This is a genomic window from Streptomyces sp. NPDC093510 (genome assembly GCF_040683555.1).
Classification (GTDB): domain Bacteria; phylum Actinomycetota; class Actinomycetes; order Streptomycetales; family Streptomycetaceae; genus Streptomyces.
Genome location: NZ_JBFBEE010000009.1, coordinates 254,298 through 278,733 on the forward strand (window position 1 = coordinate 254,298; position 24,436 = coordinate 278,733).

Consider the following 24,436-nt stretch of genomic DNA (forward strand, 5'->3'; position numbering starts at 1 on the left):
GGATGAGGGCATGCCCACACAGTCCCAGCCGCGCGCCACCGCGCTGGCCGCCGCCACCCTGCTCCTGTCCGCCACGCTCGCGGCGTGCGGCGGCAGCGACGACTCCAAGGACGAGGATCTGTCGGCTCAGAAGCTGAGCTGGAAGGACTGCCCCGCGCCCGCCGCCTCCGAAGGCGGCGGTGACGCCCCGTCCCCGCTGCCGGGCGGCGCCGAGTGGCAGTGCGCCACCATGAAGGCGCCCCTCGACTGGGCGAAGCCGAAGGGCGACACGATCGACATCGCGTTGATCAAGGCGGCCTCGAGCGGCGGCAAGGAGGACCGCATCGGGTCCCTCGTCTTCAACTTCGGCGGCCCCGGCGGCTCGGGCATCACCACACTGCCCGCCTTCGGAGAGGACTACGCCAAGCTGCGCACCCGCTACGACCTGGTGAGTTTCGATCCGCGGGGCGTCGGCCGCAGCGCGGGCATCGAGTGTGAGGACGACGACGAGCTCGACACGTACTTCCAGCAGGACTCCACACCCGACGACGAGGCCGAGAAGAAGAAACTCCTCGACAACGTGAAGGCCTTCAACAGCGGCTGCGAGAAGAACGCCGGCAAGACGCTCCCGCACGTCCGCACCACCGACGCGGCCCGCGACATGGACCTGATGCGCCAGGTCCTCGGCGACGACAAGCTGCACTACTTCGGCATCTCGTACGGCACCGAACTCGGCGGCGTCTACGCACACTTGTTCCCCAAGAAGGTGGGGCGGGCCGTCTTCGACGCGGTCGTCGACCCCACCGAGAACGCCGAACAGGGCTCGCTCGGGCAGGCCGAGGGGTTCCAGCTGGCGCTCGACAACTTCGCGAAGGACTGCACGTCCCAGGCGGAGGACTGCCCGGTCGGCGACACGGAGAAGGACGTCAAGGAGCGGATCGCGAAGCTCCTGAAGGACCTGGACAGCAAGCCGATCACCGGTCTGCCGCCCCGTGAACTGACGCAGACCGCCGCCACCAACGGCATCGCGCAGTCCCTGTACTCCAAGGACTTCTGGCCGTACCTCACCCAGGGCCTCGAAGAGGCCTACGACGGTGACGGCAAGATCCTGATGGCACTCTCGGACTCGATGAACGGGCGCAACGAGGACGGCGAATACAACAACATCCAGTCCGCCAACATCTCGATCAACTGCGCGGACGACAAGGCGCGCTACTCCGCGGAGCATGTCGAGAAGAAGCTCCCCGAGTTCCGCGAGGCCTCGCCGCTGTTCGGTGACTATCTGGCGTGGGGCATGGTCGGGTGCACCGACTGGGCGGTCGAGGGCCAGGCCGACCACCCCGACGTGAGCGCCGAGGGCGCGCCGCCGATCGTCGTCATCGGCAACACCGGCGATCCGGCCACACCGTACGAGGGCGCCCGCAAGATGGCGCAGGCGCTCGGCAAGGGCGTCGGCGTCGAGCTGACGTACAAGGGCCAGGGGCACGGGGCGTACGACAGCAAGAACAAGTGCGTGCGGGACGCCGTGAACGGCTATCTGCTGAAGGGGGCGGTCCCGAAGACCGGAACGGTCTGCTCCTGACCACCCCCGGCCGTTGTCACAGGCCCCGCCTACTATGGCCTGAACTGTCTTCCAAGGGGGGAAGCGCTTCTATGCAGCGTTTTGTACGGTCCACGGCCCTGGCCGCCGCAGGAGTGCTGGTGGCGGGCCTGGCCGCCGGCTGCGGCTCGTCCGACGACGGGGACGGGGACGGAAGCGACGGGAAGGGCCCCTCGGCGACCGCTCCCGAGCCGCGGCCCAAGCCTGACCCTTCATCGACCCTGCCCGCCTCGCTGACGTCCCAGAAGCTGGACTGGAGCCGCTGCGAGGCGCCCGAGGGCGGCAGTGCTCCGGGCGCCGAGTGGCAGTGCTCGACGCTGAAGGTCCCGCTGGACTACGGCAAGCCGGACGGCGAGACGATCGGCATCGCCCTCATCCGCGCCAGAAGCACGGGCAAGGGCGACCGCATCGGGTCCCTCCTCTTCAACTTCGGCGGCCCCGGCGGCTCGGGCGTCTCCGGCCTCCCGTCCTTCGCCGACTCGTACGACACGCTGCGCGAGCGGTACGACCTGGTGAGCTTCGACCCGCGCGGGGTCGCGGCGAGCGAGGGCGTGCGCTGCCGGGACGACAGGGCGACGCAGGCCGCCGAGAAGAAGGTCGACCTCACACCGGACACCCGGGCCGAGGAGAAGGCGTACTTCGAGGACGCGGCCGACTTCGGTGCGGGCTGCGCGCGGGGCTCGAAGAAGCTGATCGAGCACATCTCCACCGTCGAAGCCGCCCGCGACATGGACGTCATGCGCCAGGTCCTCGGTGACGACAAGCTGCACTACCTCGGCGTCTCGTACGGCACCGAACTCGGCGGCACGTACGCCCACTTGTTCCCCCGGCGCGTCGGCCGCCTCGTGTTCGACGCGGTCGTCGACCCGAGCGCGGACTCGATCGGCCACGCGGAGAACCAGGCGAGGGGCTTCCAGCGTGCCCTCGACAACTACTTCAAGTCCCGCGGCCAGGACCCTAAGGCGGGCTCCGCGAAGATAGAGAAGCTGTTCGAGCGCCTGGACGCGAAGCCGATGCGTACCTCGGGCGACCGGAAGCTGACCGAGTCCCTCGCGCACACCGGAATCCTGGTCACCCTCTACAGCAAGCAGACCTGGCCCGCGCTGACCCGCGGCCTCGATGACGCCGAGAAGGGCGACGGCTCGGCACTGCTCCAGCTCGCCGACGCGTACAACGAACGCGACGCCTCGGGGCGGTACAGCACGCAGAGCCACTCGCAGCGCGCGATCTCCTGCCTGGACGCCAAGGCGCGGACCACGCCGGCAGAGGCGGAGAAGCGTCTGGACCGGTTCCGTGGAATATCGCCGGTCTTCGGGGAGTTCCTCGGCTGGGACACGGCAGGCTGGTGCCACGAGTGGCCTGTGGCCGGACTGCACGACTCCCCCGAGGTGAGCGCGCCCGGCGCCGCCCCGATCCTCGTCGTCGGCAACACCGGCGACCCGGCGACGCCTTACGAAGGCGCCCGCAAGATGGCGGACGAGCTCGGCAAGGACGTCGGCGTCCATCTGACCTGGAAGGGCGAGGGCCACGGGGCGTACGGCAACGGCAGCGACTGCGTGGACGGCGCGATCGACACGTATCTGCTGGACGGCAGGGCCCCGAAGGACGGCAAGGTCTGCTCGTCCTGAGGACCGGACATGCGGAGGGGCCCGCACCTGCAAGGTGCGGGCCCGTGTCCGTTCAGGCGCTACGCCTAGTAGACCGGCTTCTCGGGCTCGATCTGGTGGACCCAGCCGATCACGCCGCCGCCCACGTGCACCGCGTCCGCGAAGCCCGCGGACTTCAGCACCGCGAGGACTTCCGCACTGCGGACACCCGTCTTGCAGTGCAGGACGATCTTCTTGTCCTGCGGCAGGTCCTGAAGGGCGGTGCCCATGAGGAACTCGTTCTTCGGGATCAGCTTGGCGCCGGGGATCGAGACGATCTCGTACTCGTTCTGCTCGCGCACGTCGATGATCTCGATCTTCTCGTCCGCGTCGATCCACTCCTTGAGCTGCTTGGGAGTGATCGTCGAACCGGCCGCCGCCTCCTGGGCCTCCTCGGACACGACGCCGCAGAAGGCCTCGTAGTCGATGAGCTCGGTGACGGTGGGGTTCTCGCCGCAGACCGCGCAGTCGGGGTCCTTGCGGACCTTGACCTGGCGGTACTGCATCTCCAGGGCGTCGTAGATCATCAGGCGGCCGACCAGCGGCTCGCCGATGCCCGCGAGGAGCTTGATGGCCTCGTTGACCTGGATGGAGCCGATCGACGCGCACAGCACGCCGAGCACGCCGCCCTCGGCGCAGGAGGGGACCATGCCGGGCGGCGGGGGCTCCGGGTAGAGGCAGCGGTAGCACGGGCCGTGCTCGCTCCAGAAGACGGACGCCTGGCCGTCGAAGCGGTAGATGGAACCCCACACATACGGCTTGTTGAGGAGCACGCACGCGTCGTTGACCAGGTAGCGGGTCGCGAAGTTGTCCGTGCCGTCGACGATCAGGTCGTACTGACCGAAGATCTCCATCACGTTGTCGGCCTCGAGCCGCTCTTCGTGGAGGATCACGTTCACGTACGGGTTGATGCCGAGGACCGAGTCCTTCGCGGACTCCGCCTTGGAGCGGCCGATGTCCGCCTGGCTGTGGATGATCTGCCGCTGCAGGTTGGACTCGTCGACCTCGTCGAACTCGACGATGCCGAGCGTGCCGACACCGGCCGCGGCCAGGTACATCAGCGCCGGCGACCCGAGGCCACCGGCGCCGACACACAGCACCTTGGCGTTCTTCAGCCGCTTCTGCCCGTCCATCCCGACGTCAGGGATGATCAGGTGGCGGGAGTACCTGCGAACCTCATCGACGGTGAGCTCGGATGCGGGCTCGACCAGGGGTGGCAGCGACACGGGGACTCCGTTGGTCGGTAATGCGGAACGGTTGTTCTGCAAGTAACACTGCCACGCCCTTCTTCATTCCGAGACACCTGTTCCGATACGCGAGACGATTTCGTCCCAGTAACCGGGCATGGACTCCCAGGGGTCGCCCGGACCGCCGTCCACCCGGTCCGTGAAGTAGATCGTCGAGGCGCCCTGCCAGCGGGCGATGCGCAGCGCCTCCTCCAGGTGACCGCGCGGCATGCCGTGTACGAAGTGGCAGAAGTGCTCGGGCGGGTAGTCGGCTGTCCACTCGGCCACCTGCGACCAGCGGTAGTCGCTCCAGGGGCCCGAGAAGGTCACCAACTGGTCGCCCGTCTCGGCGTATCCGGGGTACGGGTGGGTGCCGTGCCCGAGCACGATGTGCGCGTCGTCGATCAGGGCGCGCAGGGTCGCGACCGTCCTGCGCACCTCCGGCAGCGCCGCCCGGCCGGTCGGGCAGCGGTCCAGGGAGAAGCCGTCGACCCGATACCAGTCCAGGTAGCGGTGGGCGTCGGAGACCAGCTCTCCGAAGGAGCGGGCCCCGTACGCCGTGTCGAGGTGGCCGAGCACGCGGACGCCCGCGTTCCGCAGTCGGCCCGCCGCCTCCAGGCAGCGCGGGTCGGGCCGCTCCCCCGGACCGTTGGCGACATTCAGGACAACCCACTTCAAAGGGGTGCCCGGGCGGGTGAGTTCGGACCATTCGACGGGGGCGACGAGAGGGTGGGCGAAGCCGGGGATGCCGAAGCCGATGCTTACCTCGGTGCTCGCGGCACCCCTGGTGGTCCTGGTCAGATGCGGCATGCGGCCTCCATCCAGATGTCGGCGAGTGACTCTTCGAGGTTGATGCGGGGCCGCCAGCCGAGCCGGTCGCGCGCGGTGCGCACATCGGCCTGCTGCCAGCTGCCGCAGCCGTCCGGGTAGGGGTACGCGGCGGCCGGCAGCCCGTGCTCCGATTCGCTCCGGGGGTGGCCGATGGATGCCCGCACGGGCACTTGGTCGAGCTCGTGCAGCGCCCCGCCGTACCCGGCGACGCGGGCCAGGACGGCGGCGGCGTCACGCAGCCGTACGGCCCGGCCCGCGCCGATGTTCACGACGCCCTGCGCGGCGGAGAGCGAGGCGGCGTGCACGGCGCGTGCCACGTCGCGCACGTCGACGAAGTCCCGCTGCACGCCGAGCCCGCCGAGCTTGAGCTCGCCGTCCCCCGCCTGCATCGCGCGCCGCATGGCTTCCGCGAGCCGCCCGAGCGGCGATCCGGCGGGGGTGCCGGGGCCCGCGGGCGAGAAGACCCGCAGGACGACGGCGTCGAGCCCGGAGCCGAGCACCAGCTCGGTGGCGGCCAGTTTGCTCACGCCGTAGGGCCCGCCGGGCCGCGGCACCGCGTCCTCGGCCGTCGAGGACCCCGGCTGGCTCGGCCCGTACTCCGCGCCGCAGCCCAGCTGTACGAGGCGCGCCCCGCAGCCGCTGCGCCGCAGGGCCTCGCAGATGGTGGCGACGGCGACGGTGTTGTGCCGGGTCAGCTCGCGGGCGCCGCCCCTGGTGGCGCCGGCGCAGTTGATGACGACGCCCGGGTGCACGGCGTCCAGGAAGCGGGTGAGCGCGCCGGGGCTCCCGCTGGCGAGGTCGAACCGTACGTCCGAGTCGTCGCCGCGGCCGAGTGCGGTGAGCTGCACCGCCGGGTCGGCGAGCAGCCGGTCGGCGACGAACCGGCCGAGGTATCCGTTGGCTCCGATCAGCAGCACCCTCATCGGGCGCCTCCCGGGGTGGCCGCACGGCGGCGGAGACGGCTGCGGGTGGTCATCTGTCTTTCTCCTTCGGGAGGTTGACGTGGTGCACGGGGTCCGGCCCGCGGTGTCGGCCCCGCGGGAGAGTGGTCTGATGGGTCTGCGGGCGGCGGTTCACGGCGCATCACGCGAACCGGCGTGGGCCGAGGCGAGGGTCAGGGTCCTGGCCGCGTGGACCAGCAGGACGAGGGCGGCGACACCGCAGGCGGCGGCCGGTACGACGCCGGGGCCCCACGCGTCGACGGCGGCCGTGACGGGCTCGGCCAGCGCGTCGCACCCCGGCAGCCGGCCCGCGAACACCGAGGCCAGGGCGGCCGCCTCGCAGGCGCCCGCGGCGCCGAGCAGCAGGGCGGGGGCGCGGGTGAAGCCGTAGACGCCGAGGAGCCGGGCGAGCAGCAGCAGCGCTCCGAGGGCGGCGGCTCCGAGGGCGGCGACTCCGGGCACGGCGGCTCCGAAGAGTGCCGGTTCCCCGCCGTGCCGGGTGTCGCCCGCCGTACCGAGGAGCGCGTACGACAGCGCGAGCAGCGCTCCGAGCGCCCCCAGGAAGAGGGCGAACACTCCGAGCAGCCACGGCCTTACGGAGGCGGCGAACTCATCGAGTCCGCGGCTCGCGGCGAGCCGCCCCCCGGCCCGTACAGCGAAGAGGCGGGCGCACCAGATCGCGGGCGCGACGGCCAGGGCGAGGCCGAGGAGCGGGGCGGTCGCCGGGTCCCAGAGGTCACCGGGTCCGTCGGGGCCGCCCACGATGACGGCCTTCAGGACACCGTCGCCGAGCAGGGCGTACGCGAGGAGCCAGCACACCCACGCGCGCGTGGCGGGCGTCTGGTGGGTGACGGCACGCAGCGGCCCGTACCGCAGGGCGATGCGCAGGGCCACGCACACGGCGAGTACACCCAAGGGCACGGTCAGGAACCGCGCGCTTCCCTCGCCGAGTTCGCCCGGGTCGCCGCCCCCGCCGATCCCGTCGCTGCCGCCGATCCCGCTGATGCCGAGTCCCGCCACGGTCGCCGCGCACGCCGCGCCAGGCAGCAGGGCGAACAGGGCCCAGCCGCGCGGCACTTCTGGTACGTCGTGTGTGCCGTCGGAGGCGGTACGTCCTGGGTCGTCGCCGCCGCGAGGCACGCGCGCGTACATCTCCTCGGCCAGTGCGAACACGTCCCGGTGCCGGAAGCGGGCGGCCACCCGGTCGGTGACGCCGTGCGCCTCCAGGCCCGCCGCCATGTCCAGCGGATCGACGGCGCGCTCGCACAGCTCGCGGTGGCGGTGCATGAGGGCCTTCACGGGGTCGGCGGCGCCGCGCCTCGGGGTCTTGGCCCGGGAGGTGGGGAGGGGGGCGCTTCCGGAACCACGCGTTCCGCCACCGCCAGCACCACCGCCAGCACCACCGCCGGCACCACCGCCGGCGCCGCCGCCAGCGCCACCGCCAGCGCCCTCGCCACTGCGGTCGCCATCAGCATCGCTACCGCTGTCGCCGCGGCCGCCCTTGCCGCGCGCGTCCCATCCGCTGTCGCTGTCCCCGTCACCGTCGCCGTCGTCACTCGCACTGTCACTGTCACTGTCACCGGCGATCGGCGTCGGAGCCGTCTCCGCGAGGAGTTCCTCGGACCGTGGGTCCCATGCGGTCACGCCCTGCGGGGCGCGCGGCGCGTCCAGGGCGCCGAAGGCACCCGCGCCCTCGTGCCGCTTCATACGGAGGCCCCCTTCAACTCGGACACGGGAGACGCGGGAGACACGGGAGCCTCTTCCGGCACGGCCCGACTCGACACGGCCCAACTCGGTACGCCGCCGCCCTCGGCCCCCGGCTCCGCCCCGGACGCCGGCCCCACCGAGACCGCCCACCGCCCCGGGAGATACGCCTCCGCCGGGTTCGCGAACGGCACCGGTTCGCCCGCCTCGTCCACCGCGTCCCTGTGCACCGGGCAGTGCGAGACGATCTCCAGGTAAATGCTTCGAAATGCTGCGACGTTCTGCTCGACGGTGAAGAGCTCGAGGGCCCGCGCCCGCGCCGCCGCACCCAGGCGCGCGCAGCGCTCGGGGGCCCGCAGGAGTGCCACGCACGCCTCCGCGAGCGCCCGCGGATTGCGCGGCGGCACGACGAGCCCGGTGCCGCCGATGACCTCCACCACCGCGCCGACATCCGTCGAGACGGTCGCGCGTCCGCAGAACATGGCCTCGACGAGGCTGATCGGGAAGCCCTCGACGACGCTGGACAGGACGACGACGCCCGCGGAGGCGTACGCGTCGGCCAGTCCGGGCGCGTCGGGCCCGCCGATCTCCTCGAAGGAGACGGGGTTGTCGCCGACGGAGTGCGCGCCGTCCGCCTCGTACGGGAAGAGCTGGGCGGCGAGGGCTCGGCAGTGCGCGAGGTAGGCCAGGGCCTCGGGCCCTTCGACCGGTGCTCCGACGATCCGCAGGCGCGCTCCCGGCACTTCCTTCCGGATCTCCCCGAAGGCGTGGAGCAGCGAGATCAGGTCCTTGGCGGGCTCGATGCGGCCGACCCACAGGAGCGTGTCGTGGTCGGCGGGGAAGTCGTCGTAGCCTCCCTCGCCGATCTCGGAGAAGCGGTCGGCCTCCATGCCGGGGTGGACCGTGCGCAGCTTGGCGCGGTCGGCGCCGCAGCGCTCCTGCCAGCGCCTGGCGTGGGTGTTGCCGGGGGTGATGATCGTGGCGCGGCGGTACACCTCGGCGGCGAGGAGACCGTGGAAGGAGGCGAGCAGCGCCCGCGCCGGCTCGCTCAGGTCCATGTCGCCCGCGGCGAGGTAGCGCGCCCGCAGCTGCACGCCGTACTCGGTGACGAGTAAGGGCACGCCGGAGAAGTGCCCGGCCAGCAGGCCGGGCAGCGCCGCGGGTCCGCCGGAGGTGGCGTGGCACAGGTCGACGGCGCCGAGCTCGTCGGGCCCGTACCAGTCGAGCGAGAGCGGCCGCAGGGCCTGCTCCATCCGGTCCACGACGGTGAGCAGGTCGGGTACCCGCGCGGCGTGGGCGGCGCGCAGCGCGCCGGGCGCGCGGCAGGCGCGCTCCAGCGCGCGGACGGCGGACTCGGAACGCAGTGCGCCTACCAGTCCGCCCTCGTCGCGGGCGAGTTCGGCGAGCCCGTACAGTGCGTTGCTGAAACGGTCCGCCGCGTCGCCGCGAGTGCCCCCCGAAGCGGTCTCACCATCACGGAAGCGGCCGAAGCGGCCGAAGCCGGAAGAGCCACCCGCGCCACCGGAACCACCCGAGCCGCCAGCGCCACGCGAGCCACCCCGGCACACCGCCCCCGCCAGCTCCCCGAAGTGCTCGGTGAAGCGGCGACGGGCGTGGCGTCCGCGGCCGCCGCGCGGGCCCGCCGCGCGGAGTGCCTCGTCGTCGACGGTCCACAGCGGCGCCGTGCGCACCCGGCCTATCTGGGGCGGCAGTTCGACCCACCCCTGCGCTTCCTGCCGCTCGCTGCGGCTGAGCGCGTAGAGGTCGAACTCGTGCTGCCCGAGCCCCCGTACGAGCCGGTCGCACCAGAGCCTCGCCTCACCGCTCACATACGGATAGCCACCCTCCGTAAGCAGTCCGACGCGCACGAGCGCACCCCCGATCTCCCGTTCGGTGAGCCGCCCTTCGACCGGGCGGCTCGCAGCGGGACGAACGTATGCGGTCATGCAGGTGGCGCGACGGACGGTTGTCCATCGCGCCACCAGAAGGGGTGAACGGCAGTAACTTTCCCGCGCCGGTCGCGTTCCGTCGCGCTATAGCACTCCGGAAGCCCCTTTTCGCTACGGAGGGTCAGGCTGCGGCCAGTTCCCTGCGGTCCTTTCGCCGCCGCGCCGCCGCCTCCGGGTCGAGCGCGGGCACAGCGGCGAGCAGGCGTCGCGTGTACGGGTCCTGCGGCGATCCATAGACCTCGTCCACGGTTCCGTGCTCGACGATCCGGCCCTGCCGCATCACCGCGACCCGGTCGCTGACCTGACGCACGACGGCGAGGTCGTGCGCGACGAAGACCAGTGCGAGCCCCAGTTCTCGCTGCAACTCACCGAGCAGCGCCGTCACTTGGGCCTGCGTCGTCACGTCGAGCGCCGACACCGGCTCGTCGCACACGATGAGCCGGGGCTCCGCGGCGAGCGCCCGCGCGATGCCGACGCGCTGGCGCTGCCCGCCGCTGAACTCGTGCGGGTAGCGGTCGTAGTGCGCCGGATCGAGGCCGACGCGCTCCAGGAGGTCGCGCACACGCCCCCGTACGTAGGAGTCGCTCTCGCCCCGCGCGCGCAGCGGATCGGCGACGGACTCGCCGACGGAACGCCGTGGATTGAGCGAGGAGACGGGGTCCTGGAACACCATCTGCACACCGGGAACGACCCGCCCACCGGGAACGACCCGCCCACCGGACGTCTCCGCGCCCCCATGCCGAAGCTGCCCCGCGGTGGGCGCCAGGAGGCCCACCAGCATCCGGCCGAGCGTGGTCTTGCCACTGCCGCTCTCGCCTACGACGCCGAGGGTCTCCCCGCGGCGGACGGTGAGGGAGACGTCGTCGACGGCGGTGACCGCGCGCCTGCCGCGCCCGAACTCCCGCCGCAGTCCCACGGCTTCGAGCACGACCTCATCCACCTCATCCACCTCACCTGCCTCACCCGTCTCACCCGCCTCACCGGCCGGCACCGCCGGGGTCGCCCGCGGTACCGGCGGCGCGTCCACCCGTGGCACGGCCTTGAGGAGTTCCTGCGTATACGCCTCCCGGGGCGCACCCAGCACCTCCCGCACCGCCCCGCGCTCCACCGCGCGCCCGTCCCGCATGACCAGGACCTCGTCGACGCTCTCCGCGGCGACGCCCACGTCGTGGGTGACCAGGAGCAGCCCCATGCCGGTCTCGTCGCGCAGCGTGTGCAGCAGGTCGAGGATCTGGGCCTGCACGGTGACGTCGAGCGCCGTGGTCGGTTCGTCGGCGATCAGCAGCGCAGGCTCGCACGCCAACGCCATGGCGATGAGCGTGCGTTGACGCATGCCGCCGCTGAACTCGTGCGGCCTGGAACGGGATCGGCGCGCGGCGTCGGGGATGCCGACCCGGCTGAGCACCTCCACGGCACGCGCGCGTGCGGCCCGCCGGGACACGCCCGTGTGCACGCGGTACACCTCTGCGATCTGGTCGCCCACCGCGTAGTACGGGTCGAGGGAGGAGAGCGGGTCCTGGAAGACCATCGCGGCCTTTCCGCCGCGCAGCCCGCGCAGTTCGGCCTCGGACGCCGCCTGTACGTCGACGTCGTCGACCAGCACCGATCCGCTGACGTGCGCGCCCGTTCCCCGGTGGAGCCCGAGCAGTGCGGACGCCACGGTGGACTTGCCGGACCCCGACTCGCCGACGAGCGCGAGTGCGCCGCCCTTCTCCAGCGTGAAGGAGACCCCGTCCACGGCCCGGACGGCACCGGCACCGGCACCGGACCCGGACCCGGCCCCGCGCCCGGAGCCGAACACCACGCGCAGATCCGTGACTTGCACGAGACTCATGACAGCACCACCCGTCGGTCGGCCACCGCGTACAGGAGGTCCGCGACGGCATTGGCGAGCACCACGAAGAAGCCGGTGACCATGACGAGACCGACGACCACCGGCAGGTCGACGACCTTGACGGCGTGCACGAGTTCGCGTCCGAGGCCGGGCAGGCCGAACAGCGTCTCGGTGAGCACGGCACCGCCGAACATCGACCCGAAGTCGTTGGCGGTCAGCGCGATGACGGGCGCGACGGCGCCGCGCAGCGCGTGTTTGCCGATGATCGACCGCTCCCCCACGCCGTAGGCGCGGAAGGTCCGCACGTGCTCGTCGGCGAGGGTCTCCAGCATCGAGGACCGGGTCAGCCGCGCGTACTTGGCGGCTTCGATGAGTGCGAGCGACAGCCACGGCAGGAGCAGGTTCCACGCCCACTGCGTCGGGTCGTCCACGAAGTCGACGTACTGCGGGAAGGGCAGCCACTGCAACTGTCCGCAGACCACGATCATCAGCAGCAGGCCGATCACGAACACGGGCGTGGCGGTGCCCGCGAGCGTGACGGCGGTCAGCACGCGCTCGCCGATCCGGCCGCGCCGCCAGGCGGAGAGCACTCCGGTGCCGACGCCGAGGGCGAGCCACAGCACCATGGCGCCCAGCGCGAGCGACGCCGTGACCGGCAGCTTCGCCGCAATCAGCGCGGTGACCTGCTGGTCGCTCTGGTAGGAGATCCCGAGGCAGGGCGCGCCGCAGTGCTCGGTGCCGGTGCCCGTCGAGTAGTCCTGGCCGACGACGACGCCCTGGAGGAAGTCCCAGTAGCGCACATACAGCGGGTCGTCGAGCCGCAACTGCGCGGCGACCTGCTGCACTTGGGCAGGCGAGCAGCGCGAACCACAGGTGATCTGGGCGACGTCGCCCGGCGCGGCGTAGAACACCGCGTAGATGATCACGGAGATGGCGAGGAGGGTGGCGGCGGCACCGAGAAGGCGCCGCACGAGGAAGCCGGAGAAGCCGGTCATGCGCGGGCCTCCCGCTTCCGGCCGGTCCCGATCCGCAGCCGCGACGCGGCCCGCGGGTCGAGCGCCGTGCGCACGCCGTCGCCGAGGACGGTGAGCGCGAACACGGTCACGAACAGCGCGCCCGCCGGGTACAGCAGGTACTGCGGCGCCGCCTGGTACCAGACGTCGGCGGACGTGAGCATCTGCCCCCACGACGCGGTGGGCGGCTTCACGCCCACGCCGAGGAAGGACAACGCCGCCTCGAAGGTGATGTTCGCGGGGACGAGCAGCGCGGCGTAGGTGATGACGGGCGCGGCGAGCGCGGGCAGCAGCTCGCGCCGGGCGATCTGCACGCCGCCCCAGCCGCTGAGCCGGGCGGCGGCCACGTGGTCGAGCTCCTTGAGCGTGACGGTCTGCGCGCGCACGATCCTGGCCACACCGCCCCAGCCGACGAGGCCCATGATCAGGGCGACGAGCACGGGCCGCGGGAAGCCGTCAGGCACGACCGCCATCAGCGCGAGCGCGAAGACCATCAGCGGCAGCGCCACGAGTACGTCGGTGGCCCTGCTGAGCACCTGGTCCACCCACCGGCTGCCGAATCCGGCGGCGATGCCGACCGCGATCCCGATGAACAGCTGCACGACGGTCGCGGCGAACGCGACGCCGAGCGAGACCCGCGCCCCGTACACGAGGCGCGCGAAGAGGTCACGCCCGGTCTGCGGCTCGACGCCGAGCCAGTGCTCGCCGCTGATCCCGCCGAACGGGCCGACCGGCACGCCACCGCGCGCCGAGTCGATGAGGTCCGGGTGGTACGAGGTGGGGTCCTGCCCCTCAAGGGCGGTGAGCAGCGGCGCGGCGAGCGCCACGACGACGAGCAGGGCGACGACGCCCGCCGCCACGAGGGCGGCGCGCTGCTCGCGCAGCCGCCCCCAGAAGAGCGTGCGGACCGTCACTTCGACTCCACCGCGACCTGGGAGACATCGAGGACGCCGGTCCAGTCGCTGATGACGACGTTCTTGATGTCCTTGCCGTACAGGCGCTTGTAGACCGGGTGGAAGAGCGGCACGGTCAGCGCCTTCTCGCCGATCTTCTTGTCGAGGGCGCCCCACCGCTCGGCGGCGGCCTTCAGGTCGGTCAGCTTGTTGATCTCGTCGATCTCGTCGTTGACGGACTTGTCGTCCAGGAACCCCGAGTTGAAGTTGGCGCCGTCCTCCACGATCTGCCGGCCGTCGAAGATCGGGGCGAGGAAGGGGCCGCCGGAGGGCCAGTCGGCGCCCCAGTGCGCGAGGAAGAGGCCGGGCTCGTCCTCGGCGCTGTGGCTCTTGTCCTTGTAGTCGTTGTCCTCGAGCCCCGCCAGCTTGACGGTGATCCCGGCCTTCTTGAGCGCGTCCTGGATCGCGGTGGCGATCTCGGGGCTGGTCTCGAAGTCCTTGGCGTCGGAGTGCGTGAGCGTGATGGTGAGCCCGTCCTTGTGACCGGCCTCCTTCAGGAGCTCCTTGGCCTTCTTCGGGTTGCCGTTCGGGCCCGCCGGGAAGTGGTCGTACTTCGTGTATCCGAAGGACTTCTGGTTCGGCAGGTACGTGGTGGCGGGCTCGGCGAGCGAGGAGCCGCCCGCCGCGTTGACGACCGAGGAGCGGTCCACGGCGTACGAGATGGCCTGGCGGACCTTGGGGTCGTCGAACGGCTTCACCTTCGGGTTGAAGGCGAGGTAGTTGGTGTAGCCGAAGTGTCCGGTGCCGACGTGCGAGGCGAGTTCCTTGTCGCCGGTGACCTTGGCGAGTTCGGCCGGGCCGAGGTTGGTGTCGGTGGTGACGGCGGCGGCGTCCGCGCCCCGGCTCGCGGCGAGCCGCTGGTTGATGACGGACGAGTCGAGACCGGACCGTACGTCGATGACGTCGGGGTAGGCCTTCCGTTCCTGGTCGTTCTTCGCGGACCAGTGCGGGTTGCGCTCCAGGCGCAGCCGCTCGCCGTCGTTCTGGTTCTCGACGACCTTGTAGGGCCCGGAGGAGAGCGGGTGCTCCTCGTACTTGGTGCCCTTGTCCTTGCTCTTCGGTACCGGCGTGAACTGCGTCTGGGTCGCCAGGTAGGGGAACTCGCCCTCGGGCTTGTTCAGATGGAAGACGATGGTCCGCTCATCGGGCGTCTCTATGGACCCGAGTCCCTTGCCGCTCTTGTCCTTGTATGGCCCCTGGTACTTGTCCCCGCCGACGAGCCAGTCCCTCAAGTAGGGCGCTCCACCGCTGAGTTCGGCGGCGAAGGACCGCTCGATGCCGTACTTCACATCCGCCGAGGTGATCGGCGTACCGTCCTCGTACTTGAGGCCCTTCTTCAGGGTGTACGTCCACACCGTGGCGTTCTTGCTCGGCTTGCCCAGGTCCGTGGCGAGGTCCGGCACGACCTCGGCACCCTTGGCGCCGTCCTCGCGGTTGCGGGTGGTCAGGGTGCGGAAGACGAGGCTCGGCACGTTGCCGCCGCCGGAGGTGTAGAGCCGGGCGGGGTCGAAGTCGGTCTGCGGGTCGCGGTTGAGGACGGTGAGCGTGCCGCCCTTGGCGGGCTTGCCGTCGCCGCCGCCCCCGGCGCCGTTGTCCTTCGGACCCGCGCAGGCGACGACGCCCGAGGCCAGGGCCAGGCTGACGGATGCCGCTGCCACGCGGCGTGCTGTGACGGACGATCGACGCATCGGAAGAAGACCTCTCGGGGGTCGCTGCGGAAAAGGGCAGCGGATCAACAGGAAACGAGCTGAAATGACGCGGAGCTCGCCCCGGAGAAGGCGTGAAAACACAGCGGAAAACGGCTACGGACAGCCGAAAGCGGCTATCGGAAGCCAAGGCTGGGAAAAGAGCGACGCACTCGCCGGGGCGGGCGTCAGCAACAGTGGATGTCGGCCACGCAGAGCGCGGTCACGCCGAACAGCGCCAGCTCAATGGCGGCGCTCGACGGGGCGTGACTCTTCGACATGCGGAGAAATATGAACGAACTTCCGACAGATGTCAAAGCGGTGCCCGCGGACTCGGACACCGCACCGCCTCAACTCTTCGGGAAGGCCCAGGGATTGGCCCTGCACTTGATCCCGTCGTGTTCGAGGAATTTCGTCTGCTGCTGCATGACGGGCGCGAGGCTCCCGTCCTTCGTGCAGTCCGTGTGGTTGAAGCCGAGCCGGTGCCCGACCTCGTGATTGATCAGCATCTGCCGGTAGGGGAAGATCGCGCTGCCGTACTTCTTCTTGACGGCGTCGCCGTAGGTCTTCGCGCCCTGCGCCCATCGATAGGCGTTGATCATCACGCGTTCCGTCGCCGCGGAATCGCACGACACGTTGTCCTGAGTGGTGTCGAGACCCGATTTCGCACACCAGGCTGCGGTCGTTCCCGGGCTCGCGAGCGTGACGACGAAATCGGGCTTCCCCGATGAGATCCGCTCGAAGGTACGGGCCCCGGCGTGGGCCCAACTCCGGTCGTCGTTGAGGGTTTTCTGCACGGCCTGCGCGAAGAGCCTGCCGTCCAGGCCGAGACCCTTCTCCACGTCGACGCGATAACGGAACAGCTGCCCCTTGCCGGGTGCCTTCTCGAACCCCGGCATCGCCTCGAAGTCGCCGGACGCCTTGAGCTTCGCGTCCAGCGGCCTCTCCTCCGCCATCTTCTCCTCGTACGTCGCCGGGGCCTCGTTAGGCGCCTCGGCGGGCGTCGGACGGCGGTCCGAGCGGGAGGCGGGGTCGTCGGTGTCGCGCGCGCCGCCCGGGGCGGCCTTGGTCCGCACGCCGGACTCCTTGCCGCCGCCGGCGAGCTGGCCCGCCATGACAACCGCGAGCACCGTGGCCGTGGCGGCGGCCGCGGCCACGGCGATGACGCGGCCCCGGCCATGCTTCTTGCCGTCGCCGCTCGCCTCGCCGTCGTCGCCGTCGCCGTCGCCGTCGAAGAAGTCGCCGCCCCGGCCGCCCGAACGGGGCTCGGGGACGGCGGCCCAGTCGGTCACGGAGGCGTACGGGTCGCGGGGCCGCGGCGGCCGCGCGCCGTCCGGCTCCGGCCCCGGCTCCGGCTCATCCGCGGCGCCTTCCCCGTCGGGGAACGCGGCCACGTAGTCCTGCCGGGGCCCGGGGACACTGTGCTGACCCCTGACCTGGGGCCCGCCGCCAGTACCGGGGACGTCGCCCCAGCCCCCGCCGGGCTCCCGCTGCTCGGGGTGCCCACCACGGACGTGCGGCACGCCGTGGGGCGGGGTCGGACGGGGCGCCGCCCCGTCAACAGGCGTGCCGTGGGCGGGGGTTCCGTGGGCGGGGGTTCCGTGCGCAGGCGTGCCGTGGGCAGGGGTTCTGTGGGCGGGGGTGCCGTGCGCAGGCGTGCCGTGGGCGGGGGTTCCGTGGGCGGGCGTGCCGTGCGCGGGCGTGCCGTCGTGCGGTGCGGCGTTCTCCGCCGCTCGTCTGCGTCGCCCCGTGCCGGGCGTCGCGCCAGGGCTCACGTCGCGGGGAAGCGGTGTGCCCGAGGTGCTGGTGTTGTCAGTCGTGTCTGCCGGATCGCGGCGGCTGTGACGTCCCACGCGCCGCCTCAGCTCCCCGAACCCGTGCGCGAGCCGTTACGGCCCACCTTGCTCAACTCGCCGGTGTCGACGAGGAGTTCACGGAAAGCCGTCGCCACGCTCTCGGGATACTCCATCATCGCCACATGGCCCGCGTCGGGCAGCGTGAGCAGCCGCGAGTCGCGATAGGCGGCCGCCGCCCGGCGCGCCATGCGGAACGAGACGAGCAGATCGCGCCCGCCGTAGACGAGCAGGGTCGGCGCGAGCACCCGCTCCGCCTGCCGCCACAGCCCGTGCTGGCCGCTCAACGTGTACGCGTTCACGATGCCGCGCGCCGTGCGGGTCATCGCGTCCCAGAAGTAGGGGAGCTGGAGCCTGCGCTCCATCTCGCGGACCGCCGCGCTGAAACCTTCCGGCGTGACCTTCGCCGGGTCGCCGTAGCAGAGCCCCATGACGCCCCGTACGCGCTGCTCGGCCGTCCACTCCCTGGTGAGCCTGGTGAAGAGGCCGGCGACCCCGGGCACCGCGAGCAGTCCGGTCGGCACCGCCGTGCGCTGCACCCGCAGCTCCGGCAGGGCGGGCGAGACCAGCGTCAGCGTACGGACCAGGTCGGGGCGGACCGCGGCGACGCGCGTCGTGATGGCGCCGCCCAGCGAGTTCCCGAAGAGGTGGACCGGGCCGCGGTCGCGAGCGTCGAGATAGCGGATGACCGCGCGGGCATGCCCGGTGATGGAGTAGTCCCCGTCGTCCGGCGGCGGGGAATCGCCGAACCCCGGCAGGTCGATCGCCTCGCAGTCGACGATGTCCGCCAGCTGGGGCATCAGCGCCGACCAGTTCTGCGAGGACCCGCCGAGCCCGTGCACGTACAGCGCGGGCGGCAGGCCGGGGCCGGTCGAGGGCCGGGAGCGCACGGTCAGCGAGAGGCCGGGCAGGGCCACCGAGTCGAGCCGCTCCCCCTCCGCGACCGCCACGGCGCCCGGCTTGGGCGCGGCGGCGGCGGCCAGCAGGTTCGGCAGCTCGGTCGAAGACATGCGGCAATGTTACGAGACGATCACGCGGTAGTTCACGTGTTCGCTGTCACAGACTGCACACAGATCGCGTAGCGCCCCGCCCAGGTCTCTTCTAGGCTCGAAAGAGTCATGAGGAGTCATGAAAAGAGGGGGTACAGGGCACTCGCACCCGCACAGGGCCACCAAGTACCGCAAGGGAAGAGAGCCATACATGAGTGTCGACCCGAGTGATCCCGAGACCTTCGAGACAGACGCCGACGTGGCCGCCGCGGCCGGGGCCGACGTCGAGGCCCCGGAGGCGGACGCGGCGGAGCAGCAGACGGAGCTGACCCCGCGCAGGGACGATTCCCTCGAAGGGGCCGATCCCGCCTCCGCCGACGAGGCCGACCTCGCGGAGCAGGCCCGCGTCGTGACCCTCGACGAGGACGACTACCGCTGAGCGGAACGGGCAGGCGAGCGGGCCAGGACCGCTGACCTGCTCGCGTTTGCCCCGTTACGCACCGTTGGACGGCCCTTCTATGGTCGTCCAGTCCGTGAAATTCTGCGCTCGCACCGCGCACATCGCTGTTACCGAAAAGTACGATGGCGGCGCGGCGCTCACCGCACATCGGACCATTTGGGAGGCGGCGTGACAGCCATCGAGCAGACAGAGGCGGCGCGCCCGCGGGGCACACGGCTGCCGCGCCGTGCCCGACGCAACCAGCTCCTGGGGGCGGCCCAGGAAGTATTCGTCGCACAGGGGTACCACTCGGCGGCGATGGACGACATCGCCGAGCGCGCCGGAGTCAGCAAGCCCGTGCTCTACCAGCACTTCCCGGGCAAGCTCGACCTCTACCTGGCCCTGCTCGACCAGCACTGCGAGTCGCTCCTGCAGTCCGTGCGCACGGCGCTGGCGTCCACCACGGACAACAAGCTCCGTGTCGCCGCGACGATGGACGCCTACTTCGCGTACGTCGAGGACGAGGGCGGCGCGTTCCGCCTGGTCTTCGAGTCGGACCTGACGAACGAGGCGGCGGTGCGCGAGCGCGTGGACCGCGTCACGCTCCAGTGCGCGGAGGCGATCTGCGAGGTCATCGCGGAGGACACCGGCCTGCCCAGGGACGAGGCGATGCTCCTCGCCGTGGGCCTCGGCGGGTACTCCCAGGTCGTCGCCCGCTACTGGCTGGCCAGCGACAGCACGGTCCCCCGCGAGAAGGCGGTGCAGCTGATCACGTCGCTCGCCTGGCGCGGCATCGCGGGCTTCCCGCTGCACGGCACGGAAGGCCACTGAGCCCTCGCGTTTTTGTTCCCGTCCCGTGTTCGCTACCGGCGTGCACGGCCGCGTCCGTCCGCGTCCCCTCACCGGGCTAATGTGTGCTGGGTACGGCGCGGACGGCCGCGCACAGACTGACCGTCGGAGGGACAAAGCCGTGGAGGTCAAGATCGGCGTGCAGTACGCGCCCCGCGAGATCGTGCTGGAGAGCGGCCAGAGCGCCGAGGAAGTCGAGCACGCGGTGTCCGAGGCGCTGACCGGCAAGTCGCCGCTGCTGAGCCTCGTGGACGACCACGGCCGCAAGGTCCTGGTTCCGGCCGACCGCCTCGCGTACGTGGAGCTGGGCGAGCCGACCGCGCGCAAGGTGGGATTCAGCGCTCTGTAGGGCGCTCTGGTGGATCTTGTGAGAACGGCCCGGTGGTCTCAACCACCGGGCCGTTCTCCTGTGTTGTACGCGGATGTGTTGTACGCGGATGTGTTGTACGCGGAAACGCCGACGTCACCCGATCATGGAGGGTTGCGTTCCGGTGGCCTGGGGTACACCGGCTACGACCGATTTGCACCTGGCCGCGAGGGAGGGCATCACCGTGTTTCTGGAAGCACTCGGCTCCACATTGCTCGGCCTGGCCCTGGCCTGGGCCGCCGCACACCGCTTCGCGCACCGGCTGCCGGCCCGCAGCCTGGTCCTGTCGACGGGCCCCGCGGGCGCACTCGTCGGCGCCTTCATCACACACATGGCGCTCGGCCCCGGCCACGCCCCCGCGACACTCCTGGGAGCACTGGCCGTCTCCACGGCCCTGCTGTCCCTGCTGCTCCGCCCGACAAGCAACAGACTGCACCGCTCGGCAACGGCGTAACCCTTGAAACGGGCTCTGGGGCTTCCCCCGGCCCCTGGGGAACTCGGGCGGGCTTTTCAGGGGCGCGGGGAACTGCGCGACCAGCCACAGCGGACCCGCAGCAGACCGCGCAGCGGCCCCGAGCCGATCTACGCCGCCAAGCCCAGCGCAGCCATTCGCTTCGTGTGCGCCTCAGTGATCCGCGAGAACATCCGCCCGACCTCCGCGAGGTCGAACCCGTCGGCCACGCCCCCGACCAGCATGGTCGACAGGGCGTCACGGTCCGCGACCACCCGCTGCGACTGCGAGAGCGCCTCGCCCATCAGCCGCCGCGCCCAGAGCGCGAGCCGCCCGCCCACGCGGGGGTCCGCCTCGATCGCGGCGCGCACCTTCTCCACGGCGAAGCTCGCGTGGCCCGTGTCGTCGAGGACGCCGAGCACGAGCTCACGCGTATCGGCGTCGAGCCTGGCCGCGACCTCGCGGTAGAAGTCGCTGGCGATCGAGTCGCCGACGTACGCCTTGACGAGGCCTTCCAGCCAGTCGGACGGCGCGGTCTGGCGGTGGAAGCCGTCGAGCGCGGCGACGAACGGCTCCATCGCCTCGGTCGGCTCCGCGCCGATCGCCGACAGCCGGTCCCTGAGCTGCTCGAAATGGTGGAACTCCGCCGACGCCATCTTCGCCAGCTCCGCCTTGTCGCCGAGCGTCGGCGCGAGCTTCGCGTCCTCCGCGAGCCGCTCGAACGCCGCGAGCTCCCCGTAGGCGAGCGCGCCGAGGAGATCCACGACGGCGGCGCGGTACTGGGGCTCGGCGGAAGCTTTCGCCCAGTCCTGGGCGGCGATCCCGGTGGGTTCGGGGGCGGATTCAGCGGCGGTGTCAGGCGTCTCCATGAAGCGCACAATAGCCCGCTTGCCGGAACGCGTAAGGCCCTGGTCAGTCACTGTGACGACGACCATGTGACGAATTCGCCGGACACACATGCGAGATTTAGCGGTACAGTGGTAATGCGACCGCCGAATATTCGTCGGGCCGTACGAATGAGGATGCCCGGTCGGTGGCCCGATCGGCTCCGACCCGACAGCCCTCCGGGCGGTGCGCACAGGTGCGTACGGCACGAGGAGGGAACCTCAGCGGTAAGAGCGCTCGAGCGCCGGCAGTGGTCCCGCGCCCCCGGCCCGCCCCCCAAGCGGCCGGCGGTAGTGGCACGGTCACGACCCCCAGCGTTCGCCTCACGCCGCGTCTCACAGAAGAGGCATAGCCCTGACTACGACTTTCCGAGAGCTCGGGATTCTTCCCGAGACGGCCGAGGCCCTTGAAGCCGTCGGCATCATCACCCCCTTCCCCATCCAGGAGATGACGCTCCCCGTCGCCCTTTCCGGCACGGACGTCATCGGCCAGGCCAAGACCGGCACCGGCAAGACGCTCGGCTTCGGCCTCCCGCTCCTCGAGCGCGTGATCGTCCCTGCCGACGTCGAGGCGGGCCGCGCCACCCCCGAGCAGCTGACCGAGGCGCCGCAGGCTCTCATCGTCGTCCCCACCCGCGAGCTCTGCCAGCAGGTGACGAACGACCTCCTGACCGCCGGCAAGGCGCGTAACGTCCGCGTCCTCGCCATATACGGCGGCCGGGCCTACGAGCCGCAGGTCGAAGCCCTCAAGAAGGGCGTCGACGTCATCGTCGGCACCCCGGGCCGTCTGCTCGACCTCGCGGGCCAGCGCAAGCTCGACCTCAAGCACGTCAAGTGCCTCGTCCTCGACGAGGCCGACGAGATGCTCGACCTGGGCTTCCTGCCCGACGTCGAGAAGATCATCAACATGCTTCCGGCGAAGCGCCAGACGATGCTGTTCTCGGCGACCATGCCGGGCGCCGTCATCGGCCTCGCCCGTCGGTACATGTCGCAGCCCACGCACATCCGCGCCACCGCGCCGGACGACGAGGGCCAGACCGTCGCGAACACGAAGCAGCACGTGTACCGCGCGCACAACATGGACAAGCCCGAGATGGTCTCGCGCATCCTCCAGGCCGAAGGCCGTGGACTCGCGATGATCTTCTGCCGTACGAAGCGGACCGCCGCCGACATCGCCGAGCAGCTCGAGAAGCGTGGTTTCGCCTCGGGCGCCGTGCACGGCGACCTCGGCCAGGGCGCGCGCGAGCAGGCCCTGCGCGCGTTCCGCAACGGCAAGGTGGACGTGCTCGTCTGCACGGACGTCGCCGCGCGCGGCATCGACGTCGGTGGCGTCACGCACGTCATCAACTATCAGTCCCCCGAGGACGAGAAGACGTACCTGCACCGCATCGGCCGCACCGGCCGCGCGGGTGCCAAGGGCATCGCGATCACGCTGGTCGACTGGGACGACATCCCGCGCTGGCAGCTGATCAACAAGGCGCTGGACCTGGGCCTCAGCGACCCGGTCGAGACGTACTCAAGCTCCCCGCACCTGTACGAGGAGCTGAACATCCCGGCGGGCACCAAGGGTGTTCTGCCGCGTGGCGAGCGGACCCGTGCGGGTCTGGGCGCGGAGCAGGTCGAGGACCTCGGCGAGACCGGTGGGCGCGGCCGTGGTGGCCGTTCCGGCGGTGGTCGTACGCAGGACCGCGACCGTGGCCGGGATCGCGACCGCGACCGTGACCGGGACCGTTCGGGCCCGGCGGCCGCCGAGGGTGAGCGCCCCGCGCGCACGCCGCGTCGCCGCCGCCGTACGCGAGCGGGCACCCCGCTCGACACGACCACCACGTCGGCCCCGACGGCTCCGGAGACCTCGACGGCCCAGGCCGCTCCGGTCGCCCAGGCCGCTCCTGTCGCCGAGGTGACCGAGCCGCGCACCCCGCGCCGCCGTCGGCGCACCCGCGCCGGTGGCGCGTCGGAGGCCGTGGCCGCGTCCGAGGCCACGGCCGTCGAGACGGAGACCCCGGCAGCACCTGCCGCGGCCCCCGTCGCCGAGCCGGAGGCCCCGACGAAGCCGCGCCGTCGCACCCGCAAGCCCGCGGCGGAGAAGGCCCCCGAGCCCGCCGCCCCGGAGGCCACGGAGCCCGAGGCAGCGACGGAGCCCGAGAAGCCGAAGCGCCGCACCCGCAAGACGGCAGCGGAGAAGGCCACCGAGACCGTCACCCCGGAGGCCACCGAGACCGAGGCGGACAAGCCCAAGCGCCGCACCCGCAAGACGGCAGCCGAAAAGGTCGTCGCCGAGACGGCAGCCCCCGAGGCGGAGGCGGAGAAGCCGAAGCGCCGCACCCGCAAGACGGCAGCGGAGAAGGCCACCGAGACCGTCACCCCGGAGGCCACCGAGACCGAAGCGGAGAAGCCCAAGCGCCGCACCCGCAAGACGGCAGCCGAAAAGGTCGTCGCCGAAGCGGCAGCCCCCGAGGCGGAGCCCGAAAAGCCGAAGCGCCGCACCCGCAAGACCGCGGCGGAGAAGGCCACCGAGACCGTCACCCCGGAGGCCACCGAGGCCGAAGCGGAGAAGCCCAAGCGCCGCACCCGCAAGACGGCAGCGGAGAAGGCCACCGAGGCGGCAGCCCCCGAAGCCACCGCGCCCGAAGCCGAGAAGCCCAAGCGCCGCACCCGCAAGACGGCGGCGAAGGCCGTCGACACCGCCGAGGCCGGCATCCCGGCCCAGGCGACGGAGGAGCCCACGCCCCGCCGTCGTACGCGCAAGGCCGCGGCCGCCCCGGCGGACACGGCAGAGGCCGAGGCTGCCCCGGCAGCGGCACCGCGCCGACGGACGCGCAAGAAGGCAGAGCCGGTGGAGACCGCGGAGAGCTAACTCCGCCTCCCGCCACTCCGAAGGCCCGCCCCCACCCGGGGGCGGGCCTTCACGCTTCCCACCCCCAGGCCAAGCCACCACCTCACCCGCCCGGCGACCACGCCCCGTCGCGGCTGAGCCGACCGGGACAGGCGGCCGCGCGCAGACCGACGCGGGAAAACGACCGCAGGCAGATGGCTGCGGTCAGCAAGTCGCAAGCCGCCGACCACCGATAAGTAACCGCAGATGGCCGAGCACGGCCGGGCCCGACGCGGGCAAACGTCCAAAGCCGGGCGCGCCCGACGCGGCGGGACTCGGGACCCGCTCGACGAGCAAGTCGTGAACAGCCGAGCGCGGCCGGGCCGACGTGGGGGGCGGACGAAGGCGGGCGCACCCGACGCGGCGGA

The 24,436-nt window shown here is 71.7% G+C and carries 20 protein-coding genes; 7 read left to right on the plus strand and 13 right to left on the minus strand.

The annotated features are described in order from the left end of the window. The first annotated feature begins 10 nt into the window (after positions 1 to 10). Entirely contained in the window at positions 11 to 1,561 is a 1,551-nt protein-coding gene (locus AB0N81_RS16925) for an alpha/beta hydrolase (RefSeq protein WP_365358828.1), read from the plus strand. A 71-nt stretch (positions 1,562 to 1,632) separates the two neighbouring features. Continuing rightward, positions 1,633 to 3,207, plus strand: coding sequence for an alpha/beta hydrolase (locus AB0N81_RS16930; protein WP_365358830.1), 1,575 nt, complete (start codon positions 1,633 to 1,635; stop codon positions 3,205 to 3,207). A 65-nt stretch (positions 3,208 to 3,272) separates the two neighbouring features. On the opposite strand, the gene moeZ is transcribed toward AB0N81_RS16930, so the two are convergent. The 12 genes from moeZ to AB0N81_RS16990 all read right to left on the minus strand — a co-directional run bounded on the left by moeZ (position 3,273) and on the right by AB0N81_RS16990 (position 18,224). Next, positions 3,273 to 4,451 (minus strand): adenylyltransferase/sulfurtransferase MoeZ, encoded by a 1,179-nt coding sequence (moeZ, locus tag AB0N81_RS16935; RefSeq protein ID WP_365358832.1) that lies wholly within the window; start codon positions 4,449 to 4,451, stop codon positions 3,273 to 3,275. 63 nt (positions 4,452 to 4,514) lie between these two features. Continuing rightward, positions 4,515 to 5,261, minus strand: coding sequence for a spherulation-specific family 4 protein (locus AB0N81_RS16940; RefSeq protein WP_365358834.1), 747 nt, complete (start codon positions 5,259 to 5,261; stop codon positions 4,515 to 4,517). Continuing rightward, positions 5,249 to 6,205, minus strand: coding sequence for an NAD-dependent epimerase/dehydratase family protein (locus tag AB0N81_RS16945; RefSeq protein ID WP_365358836.1), 957 nt, complete (start codon positions 6,203 to 6,205; stop codon positions 5,249 to 5,251). Before AB0N81_RS16945 ends, AB0N81_RS16940 begins: the two co-directional genes overlap by 13 nt. Before the next feature lie 150 nt (positions 6,206 to 6,355). Beyond that, entirely contained in the window at positions 6,356 to 7,930 is a 1,575-nt protein-coding gene (locus AB0N81_RS16950) for a hypothetical protein (protein ID WP_365358838.1), read from the minus strand. After that, positions 7,927 to 9,795, minus strand: a complete 1,869-nt coding sequence (locus tag AB0N81_RS16955) for a DUF3492 domain-containing protein (protein WP_365358990.1) — start codon at positions 9,793 to 9,795, stop codon at positions 7,927 to 7,929. Before AB0N81_RS16955 ends, AB0N81_RS16950 begins: the two co-directional genes overlap by 4 nt. 202 nt (positions 9,796 to 9,997) lie before the next feature. Continuing rightward, the gene (locus tag AB0N81_RS16960) at positions 9,998 to 11,710 is read right to left on the minus strand and encodes an ABC transporter ATP-binding protein (protein WP_365358840.1); all 1,713 of its coding nucleotides are present in this window, start codon (positions 11,708 to 11,710) and stop codon (positions 9,998 to 10,000) included. Next, positions 11,707 to 12,705 (minus strand): ABC transporter permease, encoded by a 999-nt coding sequence (locus AB0N81_RS16965; protein ID WP_365358842.1) that lies wholly within the window; start codon positions 12,703 to 12,705, stop codon positions 11,707 to 11,709. The genes AB0N81_RS16960 and AB0N81_RS16965 overlap by 4 nt, the downstream gene beginning before the upstream one ends. After that, the gene (locus AB0N81_RS16970; RefSeq protein ID WP_365358844.1) at positions 12,702 to 13,637 is read right to left on the minus strand and encodes an ABC transporter permease; all 936 of its coding nucleotides are present in this window, start codon (positions 13,635 to 13,637) and stop codon (positions 12,702 to 12,704) included. Before AB0N81_RS16970 ends, AB0N81_RS16965 begins: the two co-directional genes overlap by 4 nt. Then, complete coding sequence (locus AB0N81_RS16975; protein WP_365358846.1) at positions 13,634 to 15,364, minus strand: ABC transporter substrate-binding protein; 1,731 nt, start codon at positions 15,362 to 15,364, stop codon at positions 13,634 to 13,636. The genes AB0N81_RS16970 and AB0N81_RS16975 overlap by 4 nt, the downstream gene beginning before the upstream one ends. A gap of 185 nt (positions 15,365 to 15,549) precedes the next feature. Then, the gene (locus AB0N81_RS16980; protein ID WP_365358848.1) at positions 15,550 to 15,642 is read right to left on the minus strand and encodes an Ms4533A family Cys-rich leader peptide; all 93 of its coding nucleotides are present in this window, start codon (positions 15,640 to 15,642) and stop codon (positions 15,550 to 15,552) included. 69 nt (positions 15,643 to 15,711) lie between these two features. Beyond that, positions 15,712 to 17,214: a DUF3152 domain-containing protein gene (locus AB0N81_RS16985; RefSeq protein ID WP_365358850.1), complete on the minus strand. Its 1,503-nt coding sequence runs from the start codon at positions 17,212 to 17,214 to the stop codon at positions 15,712 to 15,714. A gap of 8 nt (positions 17,215 to 17,222) precedes the next feature. Further along, positions 17,223 to 18,224, minus strand: coding sequence for an alpha/beta hydrolase (locus AB0N81_RS16990; protein ID WP_365358852.1), 1,002 nt, complete (start codon positions 18,222 to 18,224; stop codon positions 17,223 to 17,225). Positions 18,225 to 18,414: 190 nt separating this feature from the next. Between AB0N81_RS16990 and AB0N81_RS16995 the strand changes: the two genes are divergently transcribed. The 4 genes from AB0N81_RS16995 (at position 18,415) to AB0N81_RS17010 (ending at position 20,312) form a co-directional block, all read left to right on the plus strand. Then, positions 18,415 to 18,642, plus strand: coding sequence for a hypothetical protein (locus tag AB0N81_RS16995; protein WP_365358854.1), 228 nt, complete (start codon positions 18,415 to 18,417; stop codon positions 18,640 to 18,642). Between the two features lie 189 nt (positions 18,643 to 18,831). Further along, positions 18,832 to 19,473, plus strand: coding sequence for a TetR/AcrR family transcriptional regulator (locus AB0N81_RS17000; RefSeq protein WP_362999487.1), 642 nt, complete (start codon positions 18,832 to 18,834; stop codon positions 19,471 to 19,473). A gap of 139 nt (positions 19,474 to 19,612) precedes the next feature. Then, on the plus strand, positions 19,613 to 19,840 hold the full coding sequence (locus AB0N81_RS17005; RefSeq protein ID WP_055565193.1) for a DUF3107 domain-containing protein: 228 nt from the start codon (positions 19,613 to 19,615) through the stop codon (positions 19,838 to 19,840). Positions 19,841 to 20,042: 202 nt separating this feature from the next. Continuing rightward, positions 20,043 to 20,312, plus strand: a complete 270-nt coding sequence (locus AB0N81_RS17010) for a hypothetical protein (protein ID WP_365358857.1) — start codon at positions 20,043 to 20,045, stop codon at positions 20,310 to 20,312. Between the two features lie 128 nt (positions 20,313 to 20,440). On the opposite strand, the gene AB0N81_RS17015 is transcribed toward AB0N81_RS17010, so the two are convergent. Next, positions 20,441 to 21,178 (minus strand): ferritin-like fold-containing protein, encoded by a 738-nt coding sequence (locus AB0N81_RS17015; RefSeq protein ID WP_365358859.1) that lies wholly within the window; start codon positions 21,176 to 21,178, stop codon positions 20,441 to 20,443. Positions 21,179 to 21,641: 463 nt separating this feature from the next. Between AB0N81_RS17015 and AB0N81_RS17020 the strand changes: the two genes are divergently transcribed. Continuing rightward, positions 21,642 to 24,050 (plus strand): DEAD/DEAH box helicase, encoded by a 2,409-nt coding sequence (locus tag AB0N81_RS17020; RefSeq protein ID WP_365358861.1) that lies wholly within the window; start codon positions 21,642 to 21,644, stop codon positions 24,048 to 24,050. Positions 24,051 to 24,436 lie beyond the last annotated feature (386 nt).

Excerpts from the sequence above, each read along its gene's own strand:
- AB0N81_RS16925 (WP_365358828.1), top strand. The coding sequence starts at position 11 with ATGCCCACACAGTCCCAGCCGCGCGCCACCGCGCTGGCCGCCGCCACC.
- AB0N81_RS16930 (WP_365358830.1), top strand. The coding sequence starts at position 1,633 with ATGCAGCGTTTTGTACGGTCCACGGCCCTGGCCGCCGCAGGAGTGCTG.
- AB0N81_RS16940 (WP_365358834.1), bottom strand. The coding sequence starts at position 5,261 with ATGCCGCATCTGACCAGGACCACCAGGGGTGCCGCGAGCACCGAGGTA.
- AB0N81_RS16945 (WP_365358836.1), bottom strand. The coding sequence starts at position 6,205 with ATGAGGGTGCTGCTGATCGGAGCCAACGGATACCTCGGCCGGTTCGTC.
- AB0N81_RS16950 (WP_365358838.1), bottom strand. The coding sequence starts at position 7,930 with ATGAAGCGGCACGAGGGCGCGGGTGCCTTCGGCGCCCTGGACGCGCCG.
- AB0N81_RS16960 (WP_365358840.1), bottom strand. The coding sequence starts at position 11,710 with ATGAGTCTCGTGCAAGTCACGGATCTGCGCGTGGTGTTCGGCTCCGGG.
- AB0N81_RS16965 (WP_365358842.1), bottom strand. The coding sequence starts at position 12,705 with ATGACCGGCTTCTCCGGCTTCCTCGTGCGGCGCCTTCTCGGTGCCGCC.
- AB0N81_RS16975 (WP_365358846.1), bottom strand. The coding sequence starts at position 15,364 with ATGCGTCGATCGTCCGTCACAGCACGCCGCGTGGCAGCGGCATCCGTC.
- AB0N81_RS16980 (WP_365358848.1), bottom strand. The coding sequence starts at position 15,642 with ATGTCGAAGAGTCACGCCCCGTCGAGCGCCGCCATTGAGCTGGCGCTG.
- AB0N81_RS16990 (WP_365358852.1), bottom strand. The coding sequence starts at position 18,224 with ATGTCTTCGACCGAGCTGCCGAACCTGCTGGCCGCCGCCGCCGCGCCC.
- AB0N81_RS16995 (WP_365358854.1), top strand. The coding sequence starts at position 18,415 with ATGAGTGTCGACCCGAGTGATCCCGAGACCTTCGAGACAGACGCCGAC.
- AB0N81_RS17015 (WP_365358859.1), bottom strand. The coding sequence starts at position 21,178 with ATGGAGACGCCTGACACCGCCGCTGAATCCGCCCCCGAACCCACCGGG.
- AB0N81_RS17020 (WP_365358861.1), top strand. The coding sequence starts at position 21,642 with ATGACGCTCCCCGTCGCCCTTTCCGGCACGGACGTCATCGGCCAGGCC.